General features: G+C 58.3%; 17 protein-coding genes. 10 read left to right on the plus strand and 7 right to left on the minus strand.

The window, feature by feature from the left end; translation table 11 throughout:
* Positions 1–64: 64 nt before the first annotated feature.
* Positions 65–877 carry a 4-(cytidine 5'-diphospho)-2-C-methyl-D-erythritol kinase gene (gene ispE / locus E5J99_RS06960; protein ID WP_135497002.1) on the plus strand — a complete coding sequence of 271 codons (813 nt, stop codon included), beginning with the start codon at positions 65–67 and terminating at the stop codon, positions 875–877.
* Here ispE and E5J99_RS06965 read toward each other — a convergent pair.
* From E5J99_RS06965 to tgt, 3 genes are all read right to left on the minus strand, one after another.
* Positions 833–1,765 carry a DMT family transporter gene (locus E5J99_RS06965; RefSeq protein ID WP_135497003.1) on the minus strand — a complete coding sequence of 311 codons (933 nt, stop codon included), beginning with the start codon at positions 1,763–1,765 and terminating at the stop codon, positions 833–835. The two genes, ispE and E5J99_RS06965, sit on opposite strands and share 45 nt — an antisense overlap.
* A 106-nt stretch (positions 1,766–1,871) precedes the next feature.
* The gene (locus E5J99_RS06970) at positions 1,872–2,948 is read right to left on the minus strand and encodes an LptF/LptG family permease (protein ID WP_135497004.1); all 1,077 of its coding nucleotides are present in this window, start codon (positions 2,946–2,948) and stop codon (positions 1,872–1,874) included.
* Positions 2,949–3,119: 171 nt separating this feature from the next.
* Entirely contained in the window at positions 3,120–4,250 is a 1,131-nt protein-coding gene (gene tgt / locus E5J99_RS06975; protein WP_135497005.1) for a tRNA guanosine(34) transglycosylase Tgt, read from the minus strand.
* 167 nt (positions 4,251–4,417) lie between these two features.
* On the opposite strand from tgt, the gene E5J99_RS06980 reads away from it, so the two are divergent.
* The 3 genes from E5J99_RS06980 (at position 4,418) to rsmG (ending at position 6,986) form a co-directional block, all read left to right on the plus strand.
* Positions 4,418–5,548 (plus strand): glycosyltransferase, encoded by a 1,131-nt coding sequence (locus tag E5J99_RS06980; protein ID WP_167852026.1) that lies wholly within the window; start codon positions 4,418–4,420, stop codon positions 5,546–5,548.
* Entirely contained in the window at positions 5,539–6,162 is a 624-nt protein-coding gene (locus tag E5J99_RS06985; protein WP_135497007.1) for an RNA polymerase sigma factor, read from the plus strand. Before E5J99_RS06980 ends, E5J99_RS06985 begins: the two co-directional genes overlap by 10 nt.
* A gap of 200 nt (positions 6,163–6,362) precedes the next feature.
* Positions 6,363–6,986 carry a 16S rRNA (guanine(527)-N(7))-methyltransferase RsmG gene (gene rsmG, locus E5J99_RS06990; RefSeq protein ID WP_135497008.1) on the plus strand — a complete coding sequence of 208 codons (624 nt, stop codon included), beginning with the start codon at positions 6,363–6,365 and terminating at the stop codon, positions 6,984–6,986.
* Here the strand turns inward: rsmG and E5J99_RS06995 are convergent.
* Together E5J99_RS06995 and E5J99_RS07000 are read right to left on the minus strand one after the other, a co-directional pair.
* The gene (locus tag E5J99_RS06995; protein ID WP_135497009.1) at positions 6,983–7,963 is read right to left on the minus strand and encodes a YheT family hydrolase; all 981 of its coding nucleotides are present in this window, start codon (positions 7,961–7,963) and stop codon (positions 6,983–6,985) included. The genes rsmG and E5J99_RS06995 overlap by 4 nt on opposite strands.
* Before the next feature lie 98 nt (positions 7,964–8,061).
* Positions 8,062–9,237 carry an MFS transporter gene (locus tag E5J99_RS07000; protein ID WP_135497010.1) on the minus strand — a complete coding sequence of 392 codons (1,176 nt, stop codon included), beginning with the start codon at positions 9,235–9,237 and terminating at the stop codon, positions 8,062–8,064.
* Between the two features lie 350 nt (positions 9,238–9,587).
* Between E5J99_RS07000 and rpsT the strand changes: the two genes are divergently transcribed.
* Positions 9,588–9,845, plus strand: a complete 258-nt coding sequence (gene rpsT / locus E5J99_RS07005; protein WP_045687367.1) for a 30S ribosomal protein S20 — start codon at positions 9,588–9,590, stop codon at positions 9,843–9,845.
* Positions 9,846–9,986: 141 nt separating this feature from the next.
* The gene (locus E5J99_RS07010; RefSeq protein ID WP_135497011.1) at positions 9,987–11,522 is read left to right on the plus strand and encodes a T9SS type A sorting domain-containing protein; all 1,536 of its coding nucleotides are present in this window, start codon (positions 9,987–9,989) and stop codon (positions 11,520–11,522) included.
* Positions 11,523–11,599: 77 nt separating this feature from the next.
* Here the strand turns inward: E5J99_RS07010 and pyk are convergent, their stop codons facing one another.
* Positions 11,600–13,039 carry a pyruvate kinase gene (gene pyk, locus E5J99_RS07015; RefSeq protein ID WP_135497012.1) on the minus strand — a complete coding sequence of 480 codons (1,440 nt, stop codon included), beginning with the start codon at positions 13,037–13,039 and terminating at the stop codon, positions 11,600–11,602.
* 167 nt (positions 13,040–13,206) lie between these two features.
* Positions 13,207–13,635 carry an IPExxxVDY family protein gene (locus E5J99_RS07020; RefSeq protein WP_135497013.1) on the minus strand — a complete coding sequence of 143 codons (429 nt, stop codon included), beginning with the start codon at positions 13,633–13,635 and terminating at the stop codon, positions 13,207–13,209.
* Positions 13,636–13,798: 163 nt separating this feature from the next.
* Between E5J99_RS07020 and E5J99_RS07025 the strand changes: the two genes are divergently transcribed.
* The 4 genes from E5J99_RS07025 (at position 13,799) to nadE (ending at position 18,202) form a co-directional block, all read left to right on the plus strand.
* Positions 13,799–14,035 (plus strand): acyl carrier protein, encoded by a 237-nt coding sequence (locus E5J99_RS07025; RefSeq protein ID WP_073109216.1) that lies wholly within the window; start codon positions 13,799–13,801, stop codon positions 14,033–14,035.
* An 88-nt stretch (positions 14,036–14,123) separates the two neighbouring features.
* Positions 14,124–15,374 carry a beta-ketoacyl-ACP synthase II gene (gene fabF, locus E5J99_RS07030; RefSeq protein WP_135497014.1) on the plus strand — a complete coding sequence of 417 codons (1,251 nt, stop codon included), beginning with the start codon at positions 14,124–14,126 and terminating at the stop codon, positions 15,372–15,374.
* On the plus strand, positions 15,374–16,123 hold the full coding sequence (gene rnc, locus E5J99_RS07035; protein WP_135497015.1) for a ribonuclease III: 750 nt from the start codon (positions 15,374–15,376) through the stop codon (positions 16,121–16,123). The genes fabF and rnc overlap by 1 nt, the downstream gene beginning before the upstream one ends.
* A gap of 144 nt (positions 16,124–16,267) precedes the next feature.
* Entirely contained in the window at positions 16,268–18,202 is a 1,935-nt protein-coding gene (gene nadE, locus E5J99_RS07040) for an NAD(+) synthase (protein WP_135497016.1), read from the plus strand.
* Positions 18,203–18,341 lie beyond the last annotated feature (139 nt).

The raw sequence follows: 18,341 nt of genomic DNA on the forward strand, positions 1-18,341 counted from the left end.
GGGAGTCGAAACGGCCGGCTAGTCGGGACTCATCATTTCCCCGCTTTACGCATCTGTTAAGAATATGCTCGTTTTTCCGAATGCCAAACTAAACCTGGGGCTTTACGTCACGGCGCAGCGGCCCGATGGATTTCGCAACCTCGAATCGGTATTTGTGCCGCTGCCGTGGTGCGATGCGCTGGAGGTACTACCCGCCGCCGAAAATGCGCTGACCCTCACCGGAATTCCGATTCCGGGCGCGGCGGCTACCAACCTGTGCTGGCGGGCTTACGAGCTGCTGAAAACAGATTTTGACTTGCCGCCGGTGCACATGCACTTGCATAAAGTGGTGCCTATTGGTGCCGGACTCGGCGGCGGCTCGGCCGATGCGGCGTTTGCCCTGCGGGCGCTGAACGAGCTGTTCAGTCTTGGCCTGAGAGACCCGCAACTGCAGCAGTACGCCCGCCGGCTGGGTAGCGACTGCGCGTTCTTTATCGAGAATAAACCCGTTTTTGCCTACGAGAAAGGCGACGTGTTCGAGCCGCTGGCGCTGGACCTGACCGGCGTGGCCTGCAAAGTTGTGTATCCTAACCTGCACATTAGCACCGCCGAAGCTTACGCCCGCGTAGCGCTCCGCACCCCGCGCCACGAGTTGCGGCTGAGCGTAGCGCAGCCTATGGCTACCTGGCACACCACCGTGACCAACGACTTCGAAGACGCGTTGACGCCGCACTATCCCGTGCTGGCCGAAATCAAGCAGGCCCTGTATGCGGCTGGCGCTACCTACGCCAGCTTGTCGGGCTCGGGCTCGGCGGTGTATGGGTTGTTTCCGGGCCTGGCCGCGCCGCCTGCGCTAGGGGTTGGTCATGATTACCTCGTCTGGGACGGGCTGCTGTAAGCGGCGGGCCCGCCGCTGGTTCCACTGGTCGAGGACTGGGTGAATGAGCACGCTGAACAGGATAACCAGCGTGCCTAAGTAGAAGCCAGTCGACATTTTCTCGGTGGCCCCAAAAATCAGGACGGCCAGAATAATGCCGTACACGGGCTCCAGATTTACCGTCAGATTGATGACGAAGGCCGATAGCCGCTTCATGAGCTCTACCGAGGAGGAGAAGGCGTACACCGTACACACGCCGGCCAGCAGCAGCAGCCACAGCCAGTCGAGGGGTTGTAGAGCCAGCTGTAAGCCCACGCCCGCCGTATAGTAGCGCGCATAAACCGGAAAGAAAAGCACGATGGAAAGGCAGGCTCCGGCCATTTCGTAAAACGTAAGCCGTAGCGGCGAGTGCTGCTTGACGAGCTTCACATTGAGTACGCTAAAGAGGGCCGAAAGCCCCGCCGACACAATAGCTACCCCCAGCCCCAGCAGCTGGTCGAGCTCGGCCTGCGACACCAGATAAAGCCCGACCATGGTCAGCAAGCCCAGCCCGACTTCATAGGCCCGCACTCGCCGCCACAAAAGCAGGGGCTCCAGCAACGACGTCCAGAGAGCCAGTGTGGCCAGACCCGCCAGACACACGCTCACCGACGACAGGCGGGCGGCCAGAAAAAACGTAATCCAGTGGACCGCCACCAGCGCGCCCACGCCCATGAGCCGTGCCGCATCGGCCAGCGGCACGCGCCAGGCCTGCTTGCGCAGCGCCAGCAGCAGCCCCAGACCGGCCGTGGCCAATAGCGTGCGCCAGAATACCAGCTCCACCGGCGGCACCGAAATTAGCTTGCCCAAAATAGCCGTGAAGCCCCACAGCAGGACAATAAAGTGCAGACGAAGGTAGTCTTTGAGCATAGAAAGTGGCAACCTGATGAAACGGTGATAGGGCAAGCGACGGCCCAGGCCGCGTGCCACTGCACCAGCGGAACAACGCCCTGTAGTAGCGCTTCACCCGGCTGCTTTATTGCGGTACGAAGCGGTACAATACGATGCCAATGAAGGTGAAAACCATACTAGGCACCCAGGCCGCCAGCATCGGCGACATATCTCCGACCTGGGCCAGGTTGCGGCTCAGAATCACGAAGATCAGGAACACGAAGGCCAGCACAAAGCCCAACGCAATCTGGCCGCCCACGCCGGCCCGCGACTTGCGGGCACTGAGAATCACGCCAATGGTGGTCAGAATAAGAATGGCGAACGGATATGCGTAGCGCTCATATTTCTCGCTCAGATACACTTGCGTGTCGTCGGCACCCCGGTCAATCTTCTGCTGAATAAAGGCGTTCAGCTCGGGCAACGTCAGGGTTTCCGATAAGCGCCAGGTGCTGGAAAAGTCCTTGGGAAACAGGTTCAGCGTAGTGTCGCGGGCGGGTAGCGTGAGCAGCTTTTCCTGCTGCCCGTTGAAGGTGCGTACCAATTGGGGGCTGAGTTTCCAGGCCCGGCGCGTCGAGTCCCAGGTAATAGCTTCGGCCGTCATGCGGCGCTTCAGCGTGGTGCCATCAATGGTTTCGAGCGCGAAGCGGTAGCCCACGTTGTTCACGTTGTCGTAGCTCTCCATATACACGTAGGCCCGGGGCCCAATCTTGATATGGATGTTGCGGGCGTCGTAGCGGTAGGGGTTTTTGATGTACTTTTTCTCGAATGCTACCCGCGTTTTATTGGCTACCGGAATGCCCCAGCCAATGAGCCCGAACGTAATAATGCCGATAATCACAGCGCCCATCAGATACGGCACCAACAGGCGTTGAAAGCTCACGCCACTGGCCATAATGGCCACGATTTCGGTGCGGGCCGCCAACCGGGCCGTCACGAAAACGACGGAAATAAACACCGTAATCGGGGACAGTAAATTGGCGTAGTACGGAAACAAATTGACGTAATACTCCGAAATAATCTTGCCCGCCGACAGGTTGTGCTGAATGAAGTCGTCGTTTTTCTCCGTGAAGTCAATTACGCAAATAACGCTCACCAGCACGATGACCACGAAGAAAAACGAAGTGAGGAATTTCAGCAGAATGTATTTGTCGAGCAGCTTCATTGAGTAAGTGTCATTGCGAGGCGTAGCCGAAGCAATCCGTCCTCTGAAATGTGCTGAGCATCCTTAAGTGAAAAGCCCTTTCCTGAACGCCAAAAACGCTTTCTGGTGAAAGAGAGTGTCGTGCTTCGCAGAGGACGGATTGCTTCGCTCTGCTCGCAATGACTACGCTATTTACAGTCGTGTCATTACCTGCTTCACCATTTTCTCCTTCCAGTCGCGGAAGGTGCCGGCCACGATTTGCTCGCGGGCCTGCTGCACCAGCCACAAATAGAACGTCAGATTGTGAACCGACGCAATCTGCGGCCCCAGCATTTCCTGGCTCTGAAATAAGTGTCGAACGTAGGAGCGGGAGTAAAACGTGCTGACGTAGCCGCCTAATTCCTGATCCAGCGGCTCCAGATCCAGTTGCCACTTTTTATTGGTGATGTTGATAATGCCCTGCGTGGTGAACAGCATGCCGTTGCGGGCGTTGCGGGTCGGCATCACGCAGTCAAACATATCAACGCCCAAGGCTATGTTTTCCAGGATGTTGGCCGGGGTGCCCACACCCATCAGGTAGCGCGGCTTGTCTTTGGGCAGAATGTCGCACACCAGCTCGGTCATTTCGTACATCAGCTCGGCCGGCTCGCCCACGCTCAGGCCCCCAATGGCGTTGCCCGCGCGCTGCTGCTCGGCCACAAACTCGGCCGACTTTACGCGCAGGTCTTTGAACGTGCTGCCCTGCACGATGGGAAATAGCGTTTGGTCGTAGCCGTAGTGGCCTTCGGTGCTGTCGAAGCGCTGAATGCAGCGCATTAGCCAGCGGTGCGTCATATCGAGCGAGCGGCTAGCGTAGTCGTATTCACAGGGCCAGGGCGTACACTCGTCGAAAGCCATAATAATATCGGCCCCGATAGTGCGCTGAATGTCCATGACGCCCTCGGGCGAAAACAAGTGCTGCGACCCATCGATGTGGGAGCGGAACTTCACGCCTTCCTCCTTGATTTTGCGCGTGCCGCTGAGCGAATACACCTGGTAGCCGCCGGAGTCGGTCAGAATGGGCCGGTCCCAGCCGTTGAACTTGTGCAGCCCGCCGGCGTTGCGCAGCACGTCGAGGCCGGGCCGCAGGTAGAGGTGGTACGTGTTGCCAAGAATAATCTGGGCCTTAACGTCGTCCTTCAGGTCACGCTGCTGCACGGCTTTCACGGTGCCGGCCGTGCCCACGGGCATGAAAATGGGCGTTTGAATGGTACCGTGCGCCGTGTGCACCACTCCGGCGCGGGCTTTGGTGTGCGGGTCGTGGGCTACTAAATCGAAGGTCATGCGAAGAAATCAGTTTCCTGCGGAAGTCCGGAAGGGGGAACGCGGCGTCTCGGACGAAACGCCGCGTTGTGCCCCAGCCCGGCTCGGCGGGAAAGTCGGAAGGAGCTGCAAAGGTACTCGCCCCATCCCGAATGCCTACTTTTGCCTTCCGATTCATACCCCGCGCTTTGTCCATCCATCTTTCCCCGGCCCTCTGGCTGCTATTGGCCTCCGTGCTGGTGCAGCTGGGCTACGCGGCCTACTACTTTTTGCCCTTCGCCCTGCGCCCCGTCGCGCCGCCTTCCACCGATCCGCAGATCGATGCCGAGCCCGTGTCGGTGCTGGTGTGCGCCCACAACGAGCTGGCGAACCTGCGCCGCCTGCTGCCCTTGCTGCTGGAGCAAGACTACCCGGCCGGCTTCGAGATTGTTCTGATTGACGACCGATCCGACGACGACACGTACGTATACGTCCAGCAGCTCACCCAATACTACCCCAACATCCGGCTCGTCTCCGTCGACCACACGCCCGCCGGCCTCTCGCCAAAGAAATATGCCCTGAGCCTGGGAATAAAAGTTGCCCGCCACGCCCGCCTGTTGTTTACCGACGCCGATTGTATTCCGGCTACTACTCAATGGGTTCGGCTCCTGCAGCGCGGTTTCGCCCGGCCCGCCGACTTGGTTCTGGGGTATTCAGCCTACGCCGCCGAGCCCGGATTTTTAAATAAACTCGTCCGTTTTGAAACCCTGATTACCGGAGCGCAGTATCTGTCCTTCGCGTGGCGGGGCAAACCATACATGGGTGTGGGCCGCAACCTGGCCTATACCCAGCAGTGTTTTCGCGCTACCAAAGGCTTTGCTTCCCACATTCGCAGCCTCGGCGGCGACGACGACCTTTTCGTGCAGGACGCTGTGCGCCACCAGCAGCGTGTGGTCGTGGAAGCCGAGCCGGCCGCACATACTTTGAGTGAGGCTGCTGCTACCTGGCGGGCGTGGTGGCACCAGAAACGGCGGCATTTGTCGGCGGGGAGAAGCTACCGGTTGGCCGACCGAATTCGAATAGGAAACTTTATTGGCACTAATCTGCTTTTTTATTTCACGACCTTGCTGCTGCTGTTTTCCCGCCCCGAATGGGTACCTTTGACCGTCTTGTGGGGTATTCGTACTTCGGTAGTTTGTGCTGCATATGCCAAGCTCGGCCAACGGCTCGATGACCGGCTGCCCGTAGTATTACTGCCTGTACTCGACGCTGTTTATTTTTTTTACTATCTAGCTCTGGGAATTTCGCTGTTCCTCTACCGTAACCTCCGATGGAAGTAAACAATCAGGAAATTCAAAAGCAGTTTTCTGCCAAAGCCAAGCACGACTTCAAGCTCATCCGCGCCGCCGTGGAGCAGGCCGATGAGAAGGCCTACGCCGAGCTGATGCACATCTACAAAAAGCCCGTGTATCACGTGGTGCTTAAGATGGTGCGCAACCCCGACGATGCCGAGGACCTGACCATCGAGGCCTTTGCCAAGGCGTTCCGCAACCTGCACAAGTTCAACCCGGAGTACGCCTTTAGCACGTGGCTGTTCCGCATTGCTACCAACAACTGCATCGACTTTATTCGCAAGAATAAAATCAAGACGATGTCCATCGACTCGGCCATCAAGATTGATAACGGCGACGAAATCACCATCGACTTCCGCGACCAGAACCTAAATCCACAGGAGACGGCCATCAAAAACCAGAAGATTGAAATCATGCAGCACGTGGTATCCCGGCTGCCCGATAAATACCAGCGCCTCGTCACGCTGCGCTACTTTGACGAGCTGAGCTACGAGGAAATTGCCACCGAGCTGAAAGCTCCGCTCGGCACTGTGAAAGCCCAGCTGCACCGTGCCCGTGAGTTGCTTTATGACATGGTGAAAAACAAAAAGCATATCATCTAGCCCAAAAGCCCCGCCGCAAGTCGGGGCTTTTTTGTGGCTTTAGATTTTCCGAAACGAACGTCATGTCGACCGCAGGGAGGCATCTCGCGTACAATGGTACTCAAGTAGCATTGCAACGTAAGCACGCGAGATTCCTCGGCAAGCTCGGAATGACGGTCCACTTACGCCCGTCAGCCCCGCACATCACTATCTTTGCCCCAATGGATACTCTGGCCCACTATTTTCCCGACCTCACCGACCAACAAAAACGGCACTTCGCCCAGCTCGATACGGAGTTTCGCGGCTGGAATGAGCGCCTCAACTTGGTAGCCCGCACCGATATGGACAACCTCACGGAGCGCCATATTCTGCATTCCCTGGGTATTGCCAAAGTCGTGCAGTTTGCGGCCGGGTCTTCGGTGCTGGATGTGGGTACGGGCGGTGGCCTGCCGGGCTTGCCGTTGGCAATTCTGTTTCCCGAGGTCAAGTTTCACCTCGTCGACAGCATCGGCAAGAAGATTAAAGCAGTGCAGGAAATGGCCCATACGCTGGGGCTGCACAACCTTACGGCCGAGCAAACCCGCGCCGAGCAGGTGCGCGCCAAATACGACTACGTAGTCAGCCGGGCCGTGGCGCGCCTCGCCACTTTTCACCCCTGGATTGCCCACCGCTACAAGCCCCAGGGCAATGCTACCACCGGCCTCTATTACCTAAAAGGCGGCGACCTGACTGAAGAAATAGCAGAATCGGGCCTGGTGGCGCACGTGTTCAACCTCAGCGACTATTTCCAGGCAGAGTTCTTCGAAACTAAAAAAGTCGTTTTCGTGCCCAACGAAGGCCGCTAAGCCGGAGTTTTGGCCATCAGAAACTCGACGGCCCGGCTTTCCGAGTAGTATTCACCATCCGGGGTGCCTTCCGCGAAGCCCACGTGGCCACCTTCGGGCGGAGTTTCCAGAAAGACAAATTCCGAGGCTGCCGCAATAGCGCGCGGGAAGCAGGAGGGAGCCAGAAATGGGTCATTCTCCGCATTTACCAGCAGCGTTGGAATGGCAATGGTGGCCAGGTAGCGCCCCGAGCTGGACTGCTCGTAGTAGTCGTCGGCCGATTTGAAACCGTGCATAGGAGCCGTAAACCGGTCGTCGAACTGAGGGAAATTCAGCAGTAGCTCCAGGTTTGCCACGTCAATCTGGCCCGGCAGCAGCTCCGCCTTCTGGCGCATCTTAGCCCGCAGCGACTTTAGAAAGCGCGCCATATAAATCCGGTTCTCCGGCTTGGAAATCTGATAAGAGCTGGACTTCAGATCGGTGGGCACCGAAAATACCGCTGCCCGGGTAACTTCCCTGGGTACCCGGCCCGGATTCTCGCCCAAATATTTCAGCGTAACGTTGCCGCCAGCGCTGAAGCCCGTCAGAAAAATGCGCCGGTAGCGGCCGGTAGCCAAGGCGTGGCGCACCACAAAATCGAGGTCGTCGGTGTCGCCGAGGTGGTAGGAGCGCACCAGGCGGTTCATTTCGCCGCTACAGCTGCGGTAGTTCCAGGCCAGGGCATCGAAGCCAGCGCGTTTGAGGGCCCGCACCATGCCGCGCATGTAGGGCCGGCCCGCGTCGCCTTCGAGCCCGTGCGACACAATGGCCAGCGTGTCAGTTGCCGTGGGCTGCCGCGACCAATCGAGGTCCAGGAAGTCGCCGTCCGAAGTTTCTACCCGCTCGCGCTGGTAGCTCACGTCGGGCACCGAGCGCCACAAGCTGGGCACGATAGTTTGGATATGCCCATTGAACATATAAAAGGGCGGCTGGTAGCGGGAGTGGGCGACGAGTGGCATACGGTGTGGTCAGAAAGAGCGGTAAGTGAATTTAAAACAAATTCGGCATGCCTACTAATTCAATATGAATTTGGGTGGCTGGGTTAAAAAATTGATAATCAAGAAATAACAGGGGATGAGGATTTAGCCAGGGCCAGGTAGCCTGCCACTACTACCGCTACTGCTGCCGTCACCGAGAATGTGAGAGCCGGTCCGCCCCACTGCCAAAGCAAGCCGGCTACCACGCTGGCAACCAAAGCTGCCAGGCTGCTGAGTCCCGCCAGCGTGCCCAGCGCCGCGCCGGTATCGGGGCGGGCGCACAGGTTGCTCACCCACGCCTTGCTGACTCCTTCCGTAGCGGCAGCATACAGACCATACAGGCCAAAGAGCAGCCCAAAAGCCCAGAGTTCGTGGGCCTGGGCAACGCCGGCATATACTGCGCCAAAGGTGAGCAGCCCAGCTACCAGCATGCGGCGCGGCCCCAGCCGGTCGGATAAATAGCCGGCGGGAAAAGCGGCCAACGCATATACCAGGTTGTAAAAGATATACAAGCCGATAACCGTAGCATCAGACAGGCCCCGCTGACGGGCCAGCAGCAGCAAAAAGGCGTCGGAACTATTGAAAAGCGCGAAAGCCACCAAGCCACCCACCACTCGCCGATAAGCAGCCGGGGCGCGCCGCCAGTAGCTGAACGAGGCCCAGAACGGACGAATAGGCTGCGGGGCGGGTTGGCGTGGCCGCTCGCGCACGAGTAGCGTGGTGCCAATAGCCGCCAAACCGGGTAGAAATGCCAGCAGAAAGAGTAGGCGGTAGTCGCCGGGCCGGGCTGCCAGCCACACCAGCGCTACGGCCGGACCCAGCACCGCACCCAGCGTATCGAGGGAGCGGTGAAAGCCGAACACGCGTCCTTTCGTATCGGGCGTAGTTTCGTCGGAGAGCAGGGCGTCGCGGGCTCCGGTGCGCAGGCCCTTGCCCAGCCGATCGAGGGCGCGGGCCAGGAATACCCACCACGGCGCGGCCAGCACGGCCAGCATCGGCTTCGACAAGGCGCTCAGCCCGTAGCCCCATTGCACAAAGGGCAGGCGGCGGCCCAGACTATCAGACCACTGGCCAAAATAACCTTTGCTCAGCCCCGCAATAGCTTCTGCCACGCCTTCCAGCAACCCGATCAGGACGATGGAGAAGCCGATGCTCTTCAGGTAGAGCGGCATCACGGGATAGAGCATTTCACTGGCCAGATCCGTGAAAAGGCTCACCAGAGAAAGCAGCCAGATAGTGCGGGTAAGGTATTTCATGAGGAGTGCGGAAGCAGGTTTCGCAAATAGCATAATTTGCGCTATCCACGGCATACGCAGGGTTACTGAGGTTATAACTCTTGGCCGCGTTAGAGTGGGCTCGGGAGGCATAATGCTTCAACAGCCAGACGTGTGAGCAAGCATGCTGGAAACGATGGTTTTTGCAATTCCTAAAAGCGCTTCCAGTTGGAGTGATGCGTTTTGCCAGCTTGGTTGGGCCGGACCTTGGTACCAGACAATTCACGGGCAGAAGCAAATTGAAGGTTGATATTTGTTATTTCCAATCAAAGGCTTACCTTTGCCAACCCAATTGAATCCAATTCGAGCAGAACGTCAATTTTACCATACCCATGGCAAATCATAAGTCGGCCCTCAAGCGTATCCGTTCCAACGAAGCGAAGCGCGTGTTGAACCGTTATCAGGCTAAATCGACCCGCACCGCTGTTAAGAAGCTGCGTGCCACCACCGATGCCACCGCAGCACAAGAGTTGCTGAAGAAAGTATCGTCGATGCTGGACCGTCTGGCCAAGAAGAACATTATCCACAAGAACAAGGCTGCCAACAACAAGTCGAAGCTGGCCAAGTTCGTGAAGTCGCTGGCTGCCTAGGCTCCCACTGACTTTTCTGCTCTTTAATAAAGAAAGCCTCTGTGCGTCAGCACAGGGGATTTTCTGTTTGTTCTGGCCACTCAAATGGTAATCAGAATTATTCTATATTTTGTTGGTATTATTAATATTACGTAGCAATCAATGAAAAACGTGTACTGTTTGCTGGCATTGTGGGCCACACTTGCCCAGTTGCCGCTCCAGGCCCAAAGCTGGAAGCCATTCCGGGCCGGCCTGATCTACGCTTACCAGCCAAGCGGCGCCAGTGTGACCAGTGACATCTACACGTTCCGCGTCGACTCGGCCTATGCCACTACTGCGGGCGACTCGGTCCTTGCCTTCAACCGGGTGATGCGCCGGGCATCGGGTGCCGGGGGAGGTACCTTTTATAAGAGCCGCAACAACCTGTTTGGCACGCGGCTGCAATGGCGGCCAGGTACTTTTGAGTATCAGCTCTTCGCGGAATCGGATGCTAGAGTCAGCCAGGGTGCTACTGCGTTGCTGCTGCGGCCCCGCGCGGCGGTAGGCAGTAGCTGGGCCGCCAGCCAGAGCCCCGCGCTAACGGCCACGCTGACCAGCCGCAGCCTGCAGAGCTTCGGCTCCCCGGCCGTTACGGACAGCCTTGCCGTCATTACCCTCAGCAATGGGCAGGTGGTGCGCATGAGCCGGCGCTACGGGCTGCTATCGGCCACGGAAATGATAAAACCCTACGCGGGCGTGCCCAGTGAGTATGTGCAGGCCCAGCAGCCGGCTCCCCTGTTGCAGTCGGCCTATAGCCCGCTGGCCGTTTTCGATATGCAGCCCGAGGACGAGCTGGGCTACGTGCAGGAACCATTTAGCTACGGAGGCTTGGCCTGCTCCCGCACGTATATATTCCGGCGCATCAAGACCCGGCGGCAAACCGCCGACAGCCTCATCTACACCTATCAGGAGCAGAGTAGAACTCAGTCGTTTGGCGTACCAAGTTGCGGCAGTCCGGCGGGCAGCAGCACGAGTGCTGTGCAGAACGGCCGGTTGGCTATTTCCTTGCGCACCGGACAATCTGGCCGGGTATCGTACTACGGCCGCACCAGTCCGGCCCTGTTATCGGGCGAATACGAGTACCGCCTGCCGCCCAACGTTATACAGCCCCTGTACGTGGGCGGCGGCCTGGTGTACTCGGGGCAGGCCGGCTGCCTGGGCAGTGTCCGGATCCTTCGCTACCAGGTTCTGTATCCTTATTCGTATGCCAGCTCGCCCGGCCTGTACTGGCCGGCTCTCGATGCCCTGACCTGGAGCCAAGGCTTCTCGTCGGAACTGGGACTCGGCGCAATCTATACCGGCGACACCGCTCTGCAGTATTACCGCCGTACCCTAGGCAATACAGTAACCACCTGCGGCACCCGCAGCGAATTTGCCACGCTGCTCCCGACGCACGCTGCCCAGGCTACCGCAGTCTTTCAGGTTTTTCCCAATCCAACCACTGGGAGCCTGCAGCTGCAACTGGAAGCCCCGGCCCGCCCGGGCACCAGCCTGATGGTGCAGGATGCGCTGGGCCGCCGGATACGGAGCATGACGCTGTCTGCCGGGCAAACCACCGTGCCGGTTTCCCTGCACAACCAGCCAGCCGGCGTTTACCTCGTGCAGCTACGGGCCGCCGATGGCTCCGCCCGCACCGTGCGGGTTCAGAAGCTGCCGTGAGACAAGGCCCTAGCCGAAAGTAAAAAAGCCCGTTCAGTAGCAGCTGAACGGGCTTTTTTACTCTCAGGTAAAGTGGCTTAGGCTACGCTCACCTTAACCATATTGGTTTTGCCCTTCTCATTGATGGGCATGGAAGCCGTGTTGATAAAGATGTCCCCTTTGTTGAGGTGACCGGTGGTAGTCAGCACGTATTTTATGTCCGATACCGTACCGTCGGTACTCAGCATCCGGTCGTAGTAGAAGCCGCGTACGCCCCAGATCAAGCTCAGTGCCGTGAGAATCGGGCGGTTGTCGGTGAAGATGAAGATGTTGGCTTTAGGACGGTATTTGGCAATCTGGAAAGCCGTGTAGCCGTGATGGGTCATGCCCGTAATGGCCTTAGCACCAGTGTTCTTAGCCAAGTGACAGGCTGCCGACAGTACGCTGTCGACCATAAACGTAGGGGAGGTAGGATCGATGGGGAACCAGTGGTGAAACAGGCTGTTCATACGGCTCTCCACGCTGGTGATGGTGCCCACCATCGAGCGGATAACCTCGGCCGGATACGCGCCCACGGCCGTTTCGGCGGAGAGCATCAGGGCATCGGCCCCATCGACTACCGCATTGGCGACGTCGCTGGTTTCGGCCCGAGTGGGGCGGGGGGCCGTAATCATGCTTTCCATCATCTGGGTAGCCACGATAACAGGTTTGCCGGCCTTGTTGCACTTCTCCACAATGAGCTTCTGGGCCATCGGCACCTCCTCCATCTTCACTTCCACGCCTAGGTCGCCACGGGCAACCATCACCGCATCGGAAAGAGCAATGATTTCGTCCAGATTTTTGAGGCCCTCGGGCGTTTCGATCTTGGCGATGACGCGGGCCGTTTTGCCACTTTCAGCAATCAGGCTCTTGATAAAGCGGATGTCCTCGGCGCGGCGTGCGAAAGATAGCGCAATCCAATCGACGTCATTTGCCAACCCGAATTTCAGGTCCTCAATATCTTTTTCCGTCATCGATGGGGCCGATACGTCGGAATCGGGCAGGTTGATACCCTTGCGCGGCTTCACCAGACCGCCGTAGATTACCTCCACATCCACTTCTTTGTCGCGGTCGGTGGCCAGCACGCGCAGCTCAATTTTGCCGTCGTCGATCAGAATCATGTCGCCGGCCTTCACGTCGCGGGCCAGGCCCATATAAATCGTGCTCAGGCGCGTGGCGGTAGTAATCTCCTTCTCACCGCACACCAGCTTAATTTTGTCGCCAGCCTTAATTTCGACGCCGCCATCTTCCACATCGCCCAGACGAATCTTAGGCCCCTGTAAGTCCTGCAGCAAGCCCACATGGGTGCGCATATCCTTGTTCAGGCGCCGTACGGTATTAATCACCGATAGGTGGTCTTCGTGGGTGCCGTGCGAGAAGTTGAGCCGGAACACATCGACGCCTTCCCGGATGAGCATGCCCAGCTTTTCGTACGTGTTGGACGCGGGGCCCACGGTGGCCACGATTTTGGTTTTATTGAAATGAGGAAGCGGTTCCATGCGGTAAAAGTCAGGGTTAGAGTAAACGGCAACTCTGAGGGCAAGCGAAGGACCTCACTCCGGTGAACCGAACCTAGCGCAGAACAGCGGCTGTTCTGGGCAGAGTCGGACAGACGAAACAAGGTCCTGCGCGGCGGCTCAGAGAAGGTGCCGCTGGTTGTGCGAGCTCAAAAGAGCAGATTTTCTTTGAATTTTAGCGTATTCGGGTCGAATTGGCAGGCATACTGCACCTCGGGCAACTGGGTAAGCTGCTCCAGCAATTCCTCCGGGGCCAGCGGCCCCGCGCCGTTGCTCACCTGAATCAGGTAGTCGTACTCCTTGATATCGGGGGCCAGGAACGGTTTCTTCAGCGGCGAAGGGTCTACCGAGCGGTTGCGGAGCAGGCGCAGGGTGCTGTTTTCGGTGGTGTGCAGGTAATTACTGATGACTAAACGCCCCTGAGCCAACAAATCGTAAATTAAATCCTGCTGCTTTACCAGCCGCAGGCGCAGGGTACTGTTGAGCGTCCAGGCCAACTTATGCTCCCGGCTCGACGACACAATACCGAACAAGTCGAAGTCACAATCGTAGTCTACGTCCAGTGTGAGCGTTTTCATAAGGCAGTACCAAAATCAGGGAAACCCAAAATTACACCCTCTTGGGGGCGAAAGGAAGCACCCCAGCCAGAATCTTACACTGCCAAGATTACAGGCCCCTGGTTTGAAAATGTTAGGGAAGTTAGTGTTATTTGTGCCGAGTTTTCCCTAAACCCCCACGGAAATGTCTGAAATTGCAGAAAAAGTAAAAGCCATTATCATCGATAAACTTGGTGTTGAAGCGTCCGAAGTAACTCCTGAAGCAAGCTTCACGAACGACCTCGGTGCTGACTCGCTGGACACCGTCGAGCTGATCATGGAGTTCGAAAAGGAATTCAACGTGTCTATCCCAGACGATCAGGCCGAGAACATTGCCACGGTTGGGCAGGCTATCAGCTACCTGGAAGAGCACGCTAAGTAAGGCTTTGCTTCTTTCGCCCCCATTTTAGTGCTTACCGGCCGGCTCGCCGCCGGCCGTTTTGCTTTCTATTCAGTCTCCACTTTCGCCTATGTCTCTTCGGAGAGTTGTTGTGACCGGCCTTGGTGCCATTACCCCGCTGGGCAAAAACGTCGCCGAATTCTGGGACGGGCTCTCGCGTGGCGTAAGCGGCGCGGCCCCCATCACCCGCTTCGACGCCAGCAAGTTCAAAACGCGCTTTGCCTGCGAAGTAAAAAACTACAATCCTGACGACTATTTTGACCGAAAGGAAGGTCGGAAGATGGACCTGTTTACGCAGTTTGCCGTAATCGCCAGCGACGAGGCCATCCGCGACGCGGGGCTGCTCGAAGGAGTCAACAAAGACCGTGTTGGCGTAATTTGGGGCTCGGGCATCGGGGGCTTAAAAACCTTCCAGGACGAGTGCTTCAATTTCGCCAAAGGGGATGGCACGCCGCGCTACAACCCATTTTTTATCCCGAAAATGATTGCCGACAGCTCGTCGGGCAACATTTCTATCAAGAATGGGTTTCGGGGGCCAAACTTCGTGACGACGTCGGCGTGCGCTTCTTCCTCGGATGCCATCGTGGCCGCCTACAACTACATCCGTTTGGGAATGGCCGATGTGGCCGTAACCGGCGGCTCGGAGGCGGCCATCACGGAAGCTGGGGTAGGGGGCTTTAATGCGCTCAAAGCCATGAGCGAGCGAAACGACGACCCGCAAACCGGTTCCCGCCCCTACGACAAAGACCGCGACGGTTTCGTGCTGGGCGAGGGTAGTGGTGCACTGGTGGTGGAGGAGTATGAGCATGCCAAAGCGCGCGGCGCGAAGATCTACGCCGAAATCATCGGTGGGGGCTTGTCGTCGGATGCCTACCACATCACGGCTCCCGACCCAACGGGCGAGGGCGTGGTGCTGGTAATGCAGAATGCCCTGCGCGACGCCGGTATCGGCCCCGAGGAGGTAGACTACATCAACACCCACGGCACGAGTACGCCACTCGGTGATGGGGCCGAAATCAAGGCTATCCAAAAAGTCTTCGGTGACTATGCCTACAAGCTCAACATCAGCTCTACTAAGAGCATGACCGGCCACCTGCTTGGTGGGGCGGGCGGCATCGAGGCGCTGGCCAGTATTTTGGCCATTCAGTACGGTATCGTACCGCCAACCATTAACCACTTCACCGACGACCCGGAGCTGGATGCGCGTCTGAACTTCACGTTCAATGAGGCTCAGAAACGAGACGTAACGGTGGCGATGAGCAACACCTTCGGATTTGGGGGGCATAACACATCGGTGGTTTTCCGCAAGCTCCGCGACTAATGCTTATTCCAGGGCAGCCACTACCGCTCTTCGGGTTTTTCCGGCGGCTGCTGGGGCAGGATCGTGCTTTTCGGCAAGCAATTGCCACGGTAATTGGCCGCACGCCTGATAACGTGCGGCTTTATCATTTGGCCTTCACCCACTCCTCAGTGGTGCGCCAGCAAGGCGACTCGGCCCGGCACCAGAGCAACGAGCGGCTCGAATTTCTGGGCGATGCCGTGCTGGGGGCGGTAGTAGCTGAGTATCTGTTTCGCAAATTTCCCTACGAGCAGGAAGGCTTCCTGACGGAGCTTCGCTCCCGCATCGTGAACCGGGAAAGCCTGAACGTACTGGCCCTGAAAATCGGACTCGACCAACTCGTGCAGCTCGACCCCGCTCAGGGCCGGGCTGCCCGGTCGCGCTCCGTGAACGGCAACGCTCTGGAAGCGTTGGTAGGAGCCGTGTATCTGGACCAGGGCTACAAGGCGGCGCGCAAATTTGTGCTGGCCCGGCTTATCAAGCCTTTCGTGGATGTGAAGTCGTTGATTGAGACGACGGCTAACTTCAAGAGCAAGCTTATTGAGTGGGCGCAGCGCCAGGGCAAAACCATCCGCTACGATATGAGCGGCCAGCCCCGGACCGGCGGTGTCATGGAGTTTTCGGCCACGGTATTGCTCGATGATGAGCCGGTAGCTACGGGTATGGGGTTATCGAAGAAGCAGGCCGAGCAGCTGGCCGCCGAGCGGGCGCTGACGGCGCTGGGCGTCTGAGCCTGCGCAGATTCTCTGTGCACCGCTGCGAAAAATATCCTTAGGCGACGGTTCCCGTAGCGGTTTAGCAGCGGCGCGCTGAGGTGTTATGGTAACCTAGGGCCGGGGAATACAGTTGTTAGATGAAATAATAGCTTTTGTACGATGCGAATAGCCGGCGCTGCCCTTAACCAGATTCCCTTCGATTGGCAACACAACCTGCGGACTATTCGCGAGGCTATTGAGCAGGCCAAGGCGGCCGGCGTGGAGCTGCTCTGCCTGCCCGAGCTGTGCCTGACGGGCTACGGTTGCGAAGATTTGTTTTTGAGTGACTGGCTGTCGGTGGCGGCCCTGGACTACCTGCAGCACATCCGATCCTGGACGAACGGCATCCTGGTGTGCGTGGGGCTGCCGGTACGGCTCGAGGGACGAACCTACAACACGGTGGCTGTACTGCGCGACGGCGAAATAGTGGGCTTCGCGGCGAAGCAGTTTCTGGCCAATGATGGCGTGCATTACGAGCCGCGGTGGTTTACGGGCTGGCAAGCCGGCCAAACCGGCACCGTGGCGTGGGGAGAGCAGCAGTGGCCTATCGGCGACCTAGTGTTTGAGCACCGGGGCGTGCGGTTTGGCTTTGAAATCTGTGAGGATGCGTGGCGGCCGGATACGGAGCGGCCCGCCTGCCGCCTGAAAGGCCGCGTGGACCTGATTGTGAATCCGTCGGCCAGCCACTTTGCGATGAGCAAAACCGACGTGCGCTACAACCTCGTGCTAAACGCTTCGCGCAACTTCGACTGCACCTACCTCTACGCCAACCTGCTCGGCAACGAAGCGGGACGCATGATTTACGACGGTGAGATACTGATAGCCCGCAACGGCCACCTGCTACACCGCAATCAGCTCCTGAGCTTCAAGGAAGTGGATATGGAGTGCGTTGATGTGGACTTTGCAACCCCGTTGGCGCGGGCCGAAGCTATTACGCCGTTGCCCGTGCCCGACGAATACCGGGAGCTGAACCAAGCCCTGAGCCTGGCTCTGTTCGACTATCTGCGCAAGGCCCGCAGCCGGGGGTTCGTGCTGAGTTTGAGCGGCGGTGCTGACTCGTGCATGTGCGCCATTGGCGTGGCCGAGATGGTGCGGCTTGGCACCCTGGAAATTGGTACGGCTGAGTTTATGCGCCGGGCAGGCTGCTTCACGGCCGAGGATATTCTGCGCATTGCCGGCCCTGCACGGGCGCAGACGGACCAAGAGGCCGCCGGCCCCCAAGATGCTTCGTATGCCCACTCCGACGCGGAGCAACAGCGGCAGCAGCGGGAAATTACGGGCCATCTGCTCACCTGTGCCTACCAGGGCACGGTCAACTCGTCTGATGCCACTTACACCTCGGCTAAGGAGCTGGCGGAGTCGCTGGGAGCGGTGTTTCACAACTGGGGCATCGACGAGGAAGTGAGCGGCTACGTGGGCAAGATCGAACATGCCCTGGGCCGGGAGCTGACTTGGCAAACCGATGATCTGGCCCTGCAAAATATTCAGGCGCGGGTGCGGGCTCCGGCTATCTGGCTGCTGGCCAACGTGCAAAATTGCCTGCTGCTGACGACTTCCAACCGCTCGGAAGCTTCCGTGGGCTACTGCACCATGGACGGCGACACGGCGGGCAGCATTTCGCCTATCGCGGGCGTCGACAAGGATTTTGTGAAAAAATGGCTGCGCTGGGCCGAAACGGAGCTGCACTACCCTGGCCTGCGCCATGTGAATGCTCTGCAGCCCACGGCCGAGCTGCGCCCCTTGGAAGACAACCAGACCGATGAGCGGGATTTGATGCCCTACATTTTGCTCAACCGCATCGAGCGGCTGGCGTTTTACAACCGTCTCAGCCCCGCTCAGGTATTGGCCACGCTGGTGCAGGAAGAAAAAGCCTACGAGGCCGAGCAGCTCAAAACCTACGTCAAGCGCTTCTATTCGCTCTGGGCGCGCAATCAGTGGAAGCGGGAGCGGTACGCGCCAGCTTTCCACCTCGACGACTACAACGTGGACCCCCGCTCGTGGCTGCGCTTCCCTATTCTGAGCGGCGGCTTCACCCAGGAGCTCAATAGCCTGTAGTTATATCCGGTAGCTTATGGCTGAGCTTCAGTAGTAAGGATGTTGCTTGTTTCTTGCAATGTACTGCCATATAAATCAGCGAATTATAAGGAATTTAGAAGGGTGGGCGCAAGTTTTACACGATAACGCGGCCTAAGTA

It is taken from the genome of Hymenobacter elongatus, from assembly GCF_004745955.1.
Classification (GTDB): domain Bacteria; phylum Bacteroidota; class Bacteroidia; order Cytophagales; family Hymenobacteraceae; genus Hymenobacter; species Hymenobacter elongatus.